A 12650-nucleotide genomic window follows, 5' to 3' on the forward strand; every position below is an offset into this window, starting at 1 on the left:
GGGCCGCCCGGAGGTTTCCGGGCGGCCCTTCGCCGTATCGCGTGTGTACGCGTTTTTGGTCAGCGGGAACGCTTGGCGAGGCGCTCCACGTCCAGCAGGATCACCGCGCGGGCCTCCAGCCGCAGCCAGCCGCGCTGCGCGAAGTCGGCGAGCGCCTTGTTCACGGTCTCGCGGGAGGCGCCGACGAGCTGGGCCAGCTCTTCCTGGGTCAGGTCGTGCACGACGTGGATGCCCTCCTCCGACTGCACGCCGAAGCGGCGCGACAGATCCAGGAGGGCGCGGGCGACCCGGCCCGGCACATCGGAGAAGACCAGGTCGGACATCTGGTCGTTGGTCTTGCGCAGCCGGCGGGCGACCGCGCGCAGCAGCGCGGTGGCCACCTCGGGCCGGGCGTTCAGCCAGGGCTGGAGGTCGCCGTGGCCCAGGCCGAGCAGCTTGACCTCGGTCAGCGCGGTGGCGGTGGCCGTACGCGGACCCGGGTCGAAGAGGGACAGCTCGCCGATCAGCTCGCCCGGGCCGAGGACGGCGAGCATGTTCTCGCGGCCGTCGGGGGACGTGCGGTGGAGCTTCACCTTGCCCTCGGTGACCACATAGAGGCGGTCACCGGGGTCGCCCTCGTGGAAGAGCGCGTCGCCACGGGCGAGCGTCACCTCACTCATCGAGCCGCGGAGCTCCGATGCCTGTTCGTCATCGAGCGCCGCGAAGAGCGGGGCGCGCCGCAGAACGTCGTCCACGAGTTCTCTCCTTGTCGACCTGCTCAGGGACCGTGGCCCCCATGATGCCGGACCGTACAGTGCCGGTCAGGGGGACACCGCGTAGGACAGTCTGTCCACTGCGGGCCCCTGGCAAAGTAAATATTCGTGCGATCAATCACAACAAGTCTGACGCACGGGAGAGTCTGTTCGTGCGGCAGGGGCCCGATTGGGTCCGGATTACCGGTGACCGGGGCGGATGTCAGTGGTGGACCGTAGGCTTGCCGGGTGTCCAACTCACCGGTGAGAGCGCAGGCCAAGGGGGCTGGAGGAGTCTCCTCCCCAGATGATTCCGCTGTGGGCGAACAGTCATCGACCAGCGCCCAAAAAGCCGCACATCAGTCTAAAACGCCAGTCCGGTCGGTGTCGCGGGGATCCGGGGCCAAGCCCGAGTCCCGGCTGGCCATGGTCCGCCGTGCGCGCCGGATCAACCGCGAACTCGCCGAGATCTATCCGTACGCCCATCCGGAGCTGGACTTCCGCAACCCCTTCGAGCTGCTCGTCGCCACGGTCCTCTCCGCCCAGACCACCGACCTGAGGGTGAACCAGACGACCCCGGCGCTCTTCGCGAAGTACCCCACGCCCGAGGATCTGGCCGCGGCCGACCCCGAGGAGCTGGAGGGGATCATCCGCCCCACCGGTTTCTTCCGGGCCAAGGCCAAGTCGCTGCTGGGCCTCTCCGCCGCCCTGCGGGATTCCTACGGGGGTACGGTCCCCGGCCGCCTGGAGGATCTGGTCACCCTGCCCGGCGTCGGCCGGAAGACGGCCTTCGTGGTCCTCGGCAATGCCTTCGGGGTCCCCGGGATCACCGTGGACACCCACTTCGGCCGGCTGGTGCGCCGCTGGAAGTGGACCACCCAGGAGGATCCGGTGAAGGTCGAGGCGGAGATCGCCGAGATCTTCCCGAAATCCGAGTGGACGATGCTCTCCCATCGGGTGATCTTCCACGGCCGCCGGATCTGCCACTCCCGCAAGCCCGCGTGCGGAGCCTGCCCGATCGCGCATCTCTGTCCCTCGTACGGCGAGGGCGAGACGGACCCCGAGAAGGCCCAGAAGCTTCTGAAGTACGAGATGGGCGGCCAGCCGGGCCAGCGGCTGAGCCCGCCCCCGGACTACCCGGGCGCACCGGCGCGGCCGGCGGCCACCCCGGGGGAGACCGGGTGACGGAACGATCCGAGCGCCCCGGGGCGTTGTGAACGAGGGGGTGCCCATGCGTACAGGGGAAGAGACGTGCAACGGCCCGGCCGGCGGGTCCGGCCCGCGCGGCGGGCCGTCCGCGCACGGCCCCGCGCCACAGGGCGCGGCCGTGCCCGTGCCCGGGGCGTGCCGGACCCCGTCCGACGCGGAGATCACCGTCACCGCCGAGGGCCTGCCCCCGTGGCTGAGCCCCGTGGCCCGTGCCGCCGACACCCTTGAACCCCAGCAGCTCAGCAGCTTTCTGCCGCCCGAGAGCGGCCGGGGCCGCCAGTCCGCCGTACTGATCCTCTTCGGCGAGGGCGCAGCCGGCCCCGAGCTGCTGCTGATGGAGCGCTCGGGCACCCTGCGCTCGCACGCGGGCCAGCCCGCCTTCCCCGGCGGCTCGCTCGACCCCGAGGACGGCGACCCGGCCACCACCGGGCCGCTGCGGGCCGCGCTGCGCGAGGCCGAGGAGGAGACCGGACTCGACCCGTCCGGGGTGCAGCTCTTCGGCGTGCTCCCCAGGCTCTACATCCCGGTGAGCCAGTTCATCGTCACCCCCGTCCTGGGCTGGTGGCACACCCCCAGCCCGGTGGGAGCGGTCGACCTCGCCGAGACGGCGCGGGTCTTCACCGTCCCCGTGGCGGATCTCACGGATCCGGCGAACCGCGCCAACGCCGTGCACCCCCGGGGCCACCTCGGCCCGGCCTTCACCGTCGAAGGGGCTCTGGTCTGGGGTTTCACGGCCGGTCTGATCGACCGGATCCTGCACCACGCCGGCTGGGAGCGCCCCTGGGACCGGAATCGGAAGCTCCCGCTGGACTGGCACGCATGACAGGCTGAGCTCCCGAACCACGTGCGGTGGAGGCACCGGCCACGGTTCGGGCACGGACCCAGGGGGCGCGCCGGACCCACCGTCCGGTGACGAAGGCGAAGAATCTGCGAGGCAAATGACGGTGAACGTGCTGGACATCCTGTTGCTGGTCGCCGCCGTGTGGTTCGCGATCGTCGGCTATCGCCAGGGCTTCGTCGTCGGCATTCTGTCGGTGATCGGATTCCTCGGCGGCGGGCTGATCGCGGTCTATCTGCTGCCCGTGATCTGGGACAAACTGACGAACGACTCCGAGGTGTCCACGACCGCCGCGGTGATAGCCGTCGTCGTCGTGATCGTCTGCGCCTCGGTGGGCCAGGCCTTCACCACCCACCTCGGCAACAAACTGCGCCGGTACATCACCTGGTCACCGGGGCGCGTCCTGGACGCCACCGGCGGCGCGCTGGTCAATGTGGTCGCCATGCTGCTGGTCGCCTGGCTGATCGGCTCCGCCCTCGCCGGGACGACGCTGCCCACGCTCGGCAAGGAGGTCCGCAGCTCCAAGGTGCTGCTGGGTGTCTCCCGGGTGATGCCGGATCAGGCATCCACCTGGTTCACCGACTTCTCCTCCGTTCTCGCGCAGAACGGCCTGCCGCAGGTCTTCAGCCGCTTCGCCAATGAGCCGATCACCGAGGTCGAGCCCCCGGACCCGGCGCTCGTCGGCAGCCCCGTCGCCGCCCGCGCCCAGAAGTCCATCGTCAAGGTCGTCGGCACGGCGCAGAGCTGCAACAAGGTCCTCGAAGGCACCGGGTTCGTCTTCGGCGAACGCCGGGTCATGACCAACGCCCATGTCGTGGGCGGGGTCGACGAGCCGACCGTGCAGATCGGCGGAGAGGGGCGGCTGTACGACGCCAAGGTCGTCCTCTACGACTGGCAGCGCGACATCGCCGTACTCGACGTGCCCGACCTCAGGGCCGAGCCGCTGGAGTTCGCGAGGCCTGACGCCCGCAGCGGTGACGGTGCCATCGTCGCCGGCTTCCCGGAGAACGGCGCGTACGACGTCCGCTCCGCCCGGGTCCGCGGCCGGATCAACGCCGACGGCCCCGACATCTATCACCGGGGTACCGTCGGCCGCGACGTCTACTCCCTGTTCACCACCGTCCGCCAGGGCAACTCCGGCGGACCGCTCCTCACCCCGGAGGGCAAGGTCTACGGAGTCATCTTCGCCCGGTCGCTCGACGACCCGGAGACCGGCTACGCCCTGACGGTGGACGAGATCGCCGAAGACATCTCGGCGGGCCTGTCGGCCAATCAAGAGGTGGACAGCCAGGGCTGCGCGCTGTAGGCCCCGGGGCCCGAGGGGCCCCGGGCCCGTCAGTGGAGGGTGTGCCGCAGACGTGCGGACACCCAGCGGGCGCGACGCCTGAGAATGCGGGGAATCCCTATCCCCTGCCCGGCGTCATCATGGCTCTGGCCTCGCGGGCCATCGCTGTCATGAGTGCTCGACCCATTGGCCGAGCGACGGTTGCGTGCCGCGTCACCGTAGTCGTACGTCAAGCCCATACCGGGACGTGTGCCCGTGCCCCAAGGTCGGTAATCGTGCCAGGAGTGCCCAATTGGCCTATGCGCCGGGCAATTGGCTGTTCGTGGGACAAGTGTTCGCCGCCTGTGCGCAGCCAAGGCTAGCGGCGGTCGGGCTCCGGGTCCTTGAGCCAGTTGATCAGCTCCGACGAGAACGCCACCGGATCCTCCTCGTGCGGGAAGTGCCCGAGGCCGTCGAAGAGCCGCCAGCGGTACGGCGCTTCCACATACTCGCCCGAGCCGGCCGCGCTGCGGGTGCGCATCGCCGGATCCAGCGAGCCGTGCAGATGCAGCGTCGGCACCCGTACCGGGCGCTTCATCCGGCGGTTGAACTGAATCCCGTCCGGCCTGGCCATCGACCGCACCATCCACCGGTACGGCTCGATCGAGCAGTGGGCCGTCGACGGGATGCACATGGCCCGCCGGTAGGCCTCCAGCGCGGACTCCTCCGGCGGCGTGGGGCCCGACCACTCCTGGATCAGCTCTCCCACCAGCGCGCCGCCGTCGGCGACCAGCTGCCGCTCGGGCAGCCACGGCCGCTGGAAGCCCCAGATGTACGATCCGGCCCGGCTCTGCGAGAAGTCCGAGATCATCGCCGAGCGCCAGCGGCGCGGATGCGGCATCGAGGACACCGCCAGTCTGCGCACCAGCTTCGGCCGCATCACCGCCGCCGTCCACGCCAGATAGCCGCCCAGATCATGACCGACCAGCGCCGCGTCCGGCTCGCCGAGCGAGCGCACCACACCGGTGATGTCGAGCGCGAGGTTGGCGGGGTCGTACCCCCTCGGCGTACGGTCGCTGCCGCCCACTCCGCGCAGATCCATCGCCACCGCCCGGTAACCGGCGTCGGCGAGCGCGGGCAGCTGATGCCGCCAGGTCCACCAGAACTGCGGGAAACCGTGGAGGAGGAGCACCAGCGGCCCGTCGCCCATCTCGGCGATGTGGAAGCGCGCGCCATTGGCCGCCACGTCGCGATGGGTCCAGGGCCCATCGATGCGCACGGGGCTGCCATTACCGGTTTCAGGGGCCGTCATGCTGACGAGCGTGCCATACCCGAGCATTTCGTGTTCTCCCGTCCGCCCGGGCGGGGGGACGGGCTCCCCTCGCGGCGCGCGGACCGGGGATCCGGCCAGGGACCCGGCCGGGGGTCAGGCCGGGATCCGCTCCTGCGGGTGGGGCTCCGGAAGGAGCGCCGTGCCCCGGGGGTGCGGCTTGGCGTTCTGGAGGACGGCCGCCGTCTCCTTCGCCGAGGCGATGGACCGCTCCGGCGGCTTGACCTTCTTGAACTTGGAGATCGACAGCAGCGCCAGCACCACGGCCAGCACCACGAACGCCCCGCCCACGATCAGGAACGACCAGGCGAGACCGAGTCCCAGATTATGGATGCCGTACGCCGCCGCGAAGCTGAACACGGGCAGCGAGAAGAGTGCGAGCACCCCCGCGACGACTATGGCCACGGAGCCGATCGCGCCGCGTTTGACGTCCTGTCTCAGCTCCGCCTTGGCCAGTGCGATCTCATCGTGCACAAGGGCGGACATCTCGGCGGTCGCCGAGGCGACCAGCTGCCCGAGACTGCGCTCGGCACTGCTGCCGGGGTCGCTCATCGCTGCTCCCTCTCTCCTGGGGTCCGAGACTCTTCTGTTCCTCGTCACGTCCCGGAAAACTTCCCGGGTCCGACATCAGATCATGCCGGACCGCCGTCGTCGCCGCGCGACGCCCCCGCGACTTCCGCAAGCCGGCGGTGTTCGGCGGCCTTCTTCTCGTAGATCTCCGCCATCCGCACGTGGTACTCCGGATTGTCCTGCTCATAGACGTCGGGGATGCCGTCCTGGTCCTCGTCGCGCTCCTCGGCGTCGACGAGAGCCCGGTAGGTGCGCACCCGGAGCTTGAGCAGAATGCCCGCGAGCACGGCGGCGATCAGCGATCCGACCAGCACCGACGCCTTGATCTCGTCGGTGAGCGCGGAGTCCCCGGCGAAGGCGAGTTCGCCGATGAGCAGGGAGACCGTGAAGCCGATTCCGGCGAGGGTGGCGACGGCGAAGACATCCGGCCAGGCCAGCTCCTCGTTCAGCTCCGCCCGGGTGAAGCGCGCCGCGAGCCAGGTGCCGCCGAAGATGCCGACGGCCTTGCCGACCACCAGGCCGAGGACGACACCCAGGGTCTCCGGCTGGGTGAAGACATCGCCGAGGGCGCTGCCGGAGACGGCGACGCCGGCGGAGAACAGCGCGAAGAGCGGTACGGCCAGCCCCGCCGAGAGGGGGCGCACCAGATGCTCGATGTGCTCACCGGGGGAGTGCTCCTCGCCCTCGCGGCGGGTGCAGCGCAGCATCAGACCCATGGCGACGCCCGCGATGGTGGCGTGGACGCCGCTGTTGTACATCAGCCCCCAGATGACCAGGGCCAGCGGGATGTAGATGTACCAGCCGCGTACGCCCTTGCGGAGCAGCACCCAGAAGACGGCGAGGCCGATGACCGCGCCGCCGAGGGCCGCGAAGTTCAGCTCGCTGGTGAAGAAGACGGCGATGATCAGTATGGCGAAGAGGTCGTCCACGACGGCGAGTGTCAGCAGGAACGCCCGGAGCGCGGACGGCAGCGAGGCGCCGAGGACCGCGAGCACGGCGAGGGCGAAGGCGATGTCGGTGGCGGTGGGGACGGCCCAGCCGTCGGTGGAGCCGCCGCCGACGGTGTTGACCAGGATGTAGACGAGCGCCGGCACGGCCATGCCGCAGATCGCGGCGATGACGGGGAGCGCGGCGGCCTTGGGGTCGCTCAGCTCACCGGCGACCAGCTCCCGCTTGAGCTCGATGCCCGCGACGAAGAAGAAGATCGCGAGGAGTCCGTCGGCGGCCCAGTGCTGGATGGACAGATCCAGGCCCAGGGCCGCCGGGCCTATGTGGAAGTCGCGCAGTGCGTCGTAGCTGCCGCTGAGGGGGGTGTTCGCCCAGATCAGCGCGGCGATGGCGGCGATGAGGAGAAGAACGCCGCCCACGGTCTCGGTGCGCAGGGCATCGGTCACGAAGGTGCGCTCGGGCAGCGGGAGCCGGCCGAGGAATTTACGGGGGCTGGGTGCGGCGGCCATACGGGGGAACCTCCGGTCGGTCGGGCAGGGCGAAGCACATGCCGACCAGACTTCCCGGCGCACCTAGTTTTCTTGTCGCTTTATTGACGCGGTCATTACCTTACCCAAGGGCGCAAGCCCTCAGGGGCGCCGATCGCGGGGTGCGGTGGGCATATCCGGTGATCTTCACTTGTTTTTACTTTATGGGCAAAGCGGGCCATTGGCGCGTTTGGGTGTACGGGGCTGTCCGCCGGAGTACGAAGGGGCGTGGGGCGCTGGTACGAGGGGGCGCGGTCGGCGGAAACGCGCGCGGGCACCCGGCGCGCTGTGGCGCCGGGTGCCCGTGCGGGGTGTTCGCCGTGTGACGCGGAGCGTCGGGTCAGTCCTCCGAGGAAGCGCCCGGCAGCCGGGTCTGGATCAGATCCATCACGGAGGAGTCGGTGAGCGTGGTGACATCGCCCAGCTGCCTGTTCTCCGCGACATCGCGCAGCAGACGGCGCATGATCTTGCCCGAGCGGGTCTTGGGCAGCTCCGCCACCGGCAGGATCCGCTTGGGCTTGGCGATCGGGCCGAGGGTGGTGCCCACATGGTTGCGCAACTCCGCGACCAGGCCCTCGTCCTCCGAGGCCGTGCCGCGCAGGATGACGAACGCCACGATCGCCTGTCCGGTGGTCTCGTCGACCGCGCCCACGACCGCCGCCTCGGCGACCTTGGGGTGCGAGACCAGCGCGGACTCGACCTCGGTGGTCGAGATGTTGTGCCCGGAGACGAGCATCACGTCGTCGACCCGGCCGAGCAGCCAGATGTCTCCGTCGTCGTCCTTCTTCGCACCGTCGCCGGCGAAGTACTTGCCCTCGAAGCGCGACCAGTAGGTGTCGATGAACCGCTGGTCGTCGCCCCAGATGGTGCGCAGCATCGACGGCCACGGCTCGGTGAGGACCAGATAGCCGCCACCGCCGTTCGGCACCTCGTTGGCCTCGTCGTCCACGACCGTCGCCGCGATGCCGGGCAGCGCGCGCTGGGCGGAGCCGGGCTTGGTCTCGGTGACACCCGGCAGCGGCGAGATCATCATCGCGCCGGTCTCGGTCTGCCACCAGGTGTCCACGATGGGGGCGGTGCCCGCGCCGATGTGCTCCCGGTACCAGATCCAGGCCTCGGGGTTGATCGGCTCACCGACCGAGCCGAGCACCCGCAGGCTGGACAGGTCGAACTTGGCGGGGATGTCGTCTCCCCACTTCATGAACGTCCGGATCGCGGTGGGCGCCGTGTAGAGGATCGTGACGCCGTACTTCTGGACGATCTCCCAGAACCGGCCCTGGTGCGGGGTGTCGGGGGTGCCCTCGTACATCACCTGGGTCGCGCCGTTGGCCAGCGGGCCGTAGACGATGTACGAGTGGCCCGTCACCCAGCCGATGTCGGCGGTGCACCAGTAGACGTCCGACTCCGGCTTGAGGTCGAAGACGGCGTGGTGGGTGTAGGCGGCCTGGGTCAGATAGCCGCCGGAGGTGTGGAGGATGCCCTTGGGCTTACCCGTGGTGCCGGAGGTGTAGAGGACGAAGAGCGGGTTCTCCGCGTCGAAGGCCTCGGGGGTGTGCTCGGCGGACTGCCGGGCCACGATGTCGTGCCACCAGACGTCACGGCCCTCGGTGAAGGCGGTGTCCTCGCCCGTGCGCCGGACCACCAGTACGTGCTCGACCTGCGGACACTTGGCGACGGCCTCGTCGATCGCGGGCTTGAGCGCGCTCGGCTTGCCCCGGCGGTAGCCGCCGTCGGCGGTGATGACCAGCTTGGCGTCGGCGTCCTGGATGCGGGAGGCGACGGCGTCGGCGGAGAAGCCGCCGAAGACCACCGAGTGGGCGGCGCCGATGCGGGCGCAGGCCAGCATCGCCACGGCGGCCTCGGGGATCATCGGCAGATAGACCGCCACCCGGTCGCCCTTGCGGACGCCCAGCTCGGTCAGGGCGTTCGCGGCGCGGGAGACCTCGTCCTTGAGTTCGGCGTAGGTGACGGCCCGGCTGTCTCCGGGCTCACCCTCGAAGTGGATCGCGACCCGGTCGCCGTTTCCGGCCTCGACATGGCGGTCCACGCAGTTGTACGCGACGTTCAGCTCGCCGTCCGCGAACCACTTCGCGAAGGGCGGGTTGCTCCAGTCGAGGGTCTCGGTCGGCTCGGTGGCCCACGTGAGCCTCCGCGCCTGCTCGGCCCAGAAGCCAAGCCTGTCCGCCTTTGCCTGCTCGTACGCCTCCGCTGTCACATTGGCGTTGGCGGCCAGCTCGGTCGGCGGCGCGAATCGCCGCTCTTCCTTGAGCAGGTTGGCCAGGCTTTCGTTGCTCACGACATCTCCCTTTCCCAGGGCGTCCTCTGTGCGTATGTGTCCGACGCCATAGCTCACCAGCCGGAGGGCCGGGTGACAAGAGCCTTCCGATAATTGGTTTAGACCTATTGGGTTTCAGGATGGCGGCCGAGCCCTCGTGGGGGGGGGCGTCGGGGACGGGCGGTTCTGACGGGTCAAGAGGTGGCCCCTCCTTCCCGGGCGGCGGGAAGGAGGGGCCACCCGTACTCACGGACGGCCCGGGGGTTCGGTTCACATCCGGTCCGGATTTCTTCCGGACTTCCACCGGACAGCCGATCCCGGATGGCTGATTCCGAACGGTCCCTCCCGGGCCGGGGCGGTTTCGGACGCTTCAGACGCGGGCCTTCGCGAGGGACGAGGAGGCCGGGGCTACCCGGTCGAAGACCGCGTCGTAGACATGCTCGTCGCTGCTCGCGAGCAGATAGGCCTGGGCCTCGCCCACATGGAAGTACATCCCGTGCAGCCGCAGTGTGCCCTCGGCGAGCCGCCGGGCGACCGAGTCATGGGCCCGCAGATGCTCCAGCTGCTGCACCACATTGGTCAGACAGAGCTGCTCGACCGCGTCGGCGGGCAGCCGCCCGGAGATCCGCGCCCAGGAGCGGTGCCTGCTTCTCATCGTCTCCAGGCTCGGCAGCCCGTGCCGCAGCCAGCGCCGCAGCGGGGTGTGCGCACCCACCGGGGGAGCGGAGAGCAGGGCCTGCATCGCTCCGCAGCCGGAGTGTCCGCAGACGGTGATCGAGTCCACCTGGAGCACATCCACCGCGTACTCGATCGCCGCCGCCACCGAGTCGTCGCCCTCCACGCCGGGCAGGGGAACCAGATTGCCCATGTTCCGCACGGTGAACAGATCTCCGGGCCCACTCGCCGTGATCATGCTGGTGACCACGCGGGAGTCGGCGCAGGTGAGGAAGAGCTGCGAGGGGCGCTGGCCCTCGCGCTCCAGCCGGGCCAGCTCGTCCCGCACGAGCGGGGCGGTGTCGCGCTGGAAGGAGCTGACGCCGTCCGCCAGAGGGTGGGCGGTGTCGCGCTCGGGACGGCCGTCGCAGTGGTGGTTCCGCCAGGGGGTCCAGGGCCGGCAGCAGCCGTGGGTCTCCGAGGCGGGCTCGCTGATCCTGGACCCGGACCGGCCGGTGAACTCGACCGAACCGCCCTGTGCCACATGGGAGGTCTGCCAGTCGTGCAGCGACTCGAACGCGGCGTGGTCCATGAAGGAGCCGTCCAGCTCGACCACGCACTCGGACCCGGCCGGGACATGGCTCAGCGCCCTGCTCAGCCGGGGCACGGCGAGGAAGGTCAACTGCCCGCGCACCCGCACCCGGTGGATCCCGTCCTGCTCGTCCTCGGTGATCCGGGTTCGGGTCAGCCGGTGCAGCGCGACCGCGACCGCCACGGCGATCCCGATCGCCACCCCCTCCAGCACCCCGGTGGCGACGACGGAGGCCAGCGTCACCGCGTACACCAGCATTTCGCGGTTCCGCCGCACGCTGCGCAGATGGGTGATGTTGACCATTTGGACGCCCACGACCATCACCAGCGCGGCGAGCGCGGCGAGCGGGATCAGATCGAGGACGGGCACCAGCAGCAGCGCGGCGAGCACTACCCACAGGCCGTGGAGCATGGTGGAGTGGCGACTCACGGCCCCGGCCGAGACATTCGCCGAACTCCGCACGGCCACACCGGTGATGGGCAGCCCGCCCAGCGCTCCGGAGATCACATTGGCCGCGCCCTGACCGGCCAGCTCCCGGTCGAGATCGGCGCGCGGGACCCGGACGTCGGGCACCTTGCGGGCTGCCGCCAGCTTGTCGACGGCCACCGCCGACAGCAGCGATTCCACACTGGCCACGAGGGTGATGGTCAGGACGGCCGCCACCAGGCCGAGCGCGGGCCCCTGGGGCATTCCGGGCAGGGCGTGACTGCTCCACGAGGGGAGGTCGACGCGCGGCAGGTGCAGTGAGGCCAGCGCGGCGGCGGTGGTCGCTCCCGCCACCGCCGCGAGCGCGGCCGGGATCTTCCGTACGACCCGGCCGGTGCGCCCCGGGATCCGGGGCCAGATCAGCAGTACGGCGACGGTCAGGGCGCTGACCGAGATCGCGGCGGGGTGCAGCGCGGCCAACTGGGCGGGGAGCGCCCGGACGTTCTCGACGGCGGAGCTCTGCGGGGTGCCGCCGAGCACGATGTGGAGTTGGGCGAGGGCGATGGTCACGCCGATGCCGGCGAGCATGCCGTGGACGATCGCCGGGCTGACGGCGAGGGCCGATCTGGCCACGCGCAGTGCGGCGAGGCCGAGTTGGGCGAAGCCCGCGAGGACGGTGATGGCGCAGGTGACGCGCCAGCCGTACTGCTGGATCAGATCGGCGGTGACGACGGTCAGCCCTGCGGCGGGCCCGCTGACCTGAAGCGGCGCGCCGCCGAACCGGCCGACGACGATTCCGCCGACGGCGGCGGCCACCAGCCCGGCCTGGAGTGGTGCGCCGGTGGCGAGCGCGATGCCCAGTGAGAGTGGCAGCGCGATCAGGAAGACGGCGATGGAGGCGGAGAAGTCGGAGCCCCGGATGCGGAAGCGGCGGGGGCCTCCGTCCGTCGGCGAGGAGCTGTGGGGGCCGCCCCGGCCGGCTTTCCGGGGCTTGTGCGAGGGGTCTTCGGTGCGGGTGGGGACGCAGGTGGACATGTTTCCCGTCTCCTCCGGAGCGGCGCGGTCGCGGAATGGGGGGCGCGGCCGTGGGTCACGGCATGCAGCGGCGGGATCCTCAACTTTCAGTAAATTGATCGTAATGCAGAGTAAAGACCTAGGCTTTATTTTCTGGGCAAATGGGGCAGTCTTTCACTCGATTCAGTGATTAGTGCGCTTAATGCGGCTCGTCGCGCACCCTCTTGGACCCCTCCGATGTGACTTTTGCTGCGGCGACGCCAGTCCGAAAA

At 70.3% G+C, this 12650-nt stretch carries 10 protein-coding genes; 3 read left to right on the forward strand and 7 right to left on the reverse strand.

All coding sequences use genetic code 11. From position 1 onward, the window contains the following. Window positions 1–59: 59 nt before the first annotated feature. Window positions 60–734, reverse strand: coding sequence for a Crp/Fnr family transcriptional regulator (locus tag ABD371_RS28260; RefSeq protein ID WP_190120864.1), 675 nt, complete (start codon window positions 732–734; stop codon window positions 60–62). A gap of 246 nt (window positions 735–980) precedes the next feature. On the opposite strand from ABD371_RS28260, the gene nth reads away from it, so the two are divergent. The 3 genes from nth to ABD371_RS28275 all read left to right on the forward strand — a co-directional run bounded on the left by nth (window position 981) and on the right by ABD371_RS28275 (window position 4084). Then, window positions 981–1916 carry an endonuclease III gene (nth, locus tag ABD371_RS28265; RefSeq protein ID WP_381734949.1) on the forward strand — a complete coding sequence of 312 codons (936 nt, stop codon included), beginning with the start codon at window positions 981–983 and terminating at the stop codon, window positions 1914–1916. Window positions 1917–1962: 46 nt separating this feature from the next. After that, window positions 1963–2763, forward strand: coding sequence for an NUDIX hydrolase (locus tag ABD371_RS28270; RefSeq protein WP_344482882.1), 801 nt, complete (start codon window positions 1963–1965; stop codon window positions 2761–2763). Window positions 2764–2884: 121 nt separating this feature from the next. Beyond that, window positions 2885–4084: a MarP family serine protease gene (locus tag ABD371_RS28275; protein WP_344483081.1), complete on the forward strand. Its 1200-nt coding sequence runs from the start codon at window positions 2885–2887 to the stop codon at window positions 4082–4084. 29 nt (window positions 4085–4113) lie between these two features. Here the strand turns inward: ABD371_RS28275 and ABD371_RS28280 are convergent, their stop codons facing one another. The 6 genes from ABD371_RS28280 to ABD371_RS28305 form a co-directional block, all read right to left on the reverse strand. Next, on the reverse strand, window positions 4114–4302 hold the full coding sequence (locus ABD371_RS28280) for a hypothetical protein (RefSeq protein ID WP_229868378.1): 189 nt from the start codon (window positions 4300–4302) through the stop codon (window positions 4114–4116). A gap of 119 nt (window positions 4303–4421) precedes the next feature. Beyond that, a complete protein-coding gene (locus ABD371_RS28285) occupies window positions 4422–5354 on the reverse strand; it encodes an alpha/beta fold hydrolase (RefSeq protein WP_344482890.1) in 933 nt (310 codons plus the stop codon). Window positions 5355–5468: 114 nt separating this feature from the next. Continuing rightward, window positions 5469–5924, reverse strand: a complete 456-nt coding sequence (locus ABD371_RS28290; protein WP_344482895.1) for a phage holin family protein — start codon at window positions 5922–5924, stop codon at window positions 5469–5471. 80 nt (window positions 5925–6004) lie between these two features. Further along, window positions 6005–7399 (reverse strand): Na+/H+ antiporter NhaA, encoded by a 1395-nt coding sequence (gene nhaA, locus ABD371_RS28295; protein ID WP_344482898.1) that lies wholly within the window; start codon window positions 7397–7399, stop codon window positions 6005–6007. A gap of 358 nt (window positions 7400–7757) precedes the next feature. After that, complete coding sequence (acs, locus tag ABD371_RS28300) at window positions 7758–9713, reverse strand: acetate--CoA ligase (protein ID WP_344482901.1); 1956 nt, start codon at window positions 9711–9713, stop codon at window positions 7758–7760. Between the two features lie 349 nt (window positions 9714–10062). Next, window positions 10063–12399 carry a bifunctional SulP family inorganic anion transporter/carbonic anhydrase gene (locus ABD371_RS28305; protein WP_344482903.1) on the reverse strand — a complete coding sequence of 779 codons (2337 nt, stop codon included), beginning with the start codon at window positions 12397–12399 and terminating at the stop codon, window positions 10063–10065. Window positions 12400–12650 lie beyond the last annotated feature (251 nt).

The sequence above is a fragment of the Streptomyces amakusaensis genome (assembly GCF_039532665.1).
Classification (GTDB): Bacteria; Actinomycetota; Actinomycetes; order Streptomycetales; family Streptomycetaceae; genus Streptomyces; species Streptomyces amakusaensis.

Bases quoted from the DNA above. Each gene is read 5' to 3' on its own strand.
- ABD371_RS28270 (WP_344482882.1), top strand. From the start codon at position 1,963: ATGCGTACAGGGGAAGAGACGTGCAACGGCCCGGCCGGCGGGTCCGGC.
- ABD371_RS28280 (WP_229868378.1), bottom strand. From the start codon at position 4,302: ATGGGCTTGACGTACGACTACGGTGACGCGGCACGCAACCGTCGCTCG.
- ABD371_RS28285 (WP_344482890.1), bottom strand. From the start codon at position 5,354: ATGACGGCCCCTGAAACCGGTAATGGCAGCCCCGTGCGCATCGATGGG.
- ABD371_RS28290 (WP_344482895.1), bottom strand. From the start codon at position 5,924: ATGAGCGACCCCGGCAGCAGTGCCGAGCGCAGTCTCGGGCAGCTGGTC.
- nhaA (WP_344482898.1), bottom strand. From the start codon at position 7,399: ATGGCCGCCGCACCCAGCCCCCGTAAATTCCTCGGCCGGCTCCCGCTG.
- ABD371_RS28305 (WP_344482903.1), bottom strand. From the start codon at position 12,399: ATGTCCACCTGCGTCCCCACCCGCACCGAAGACCCCTCGCACAAGCCC.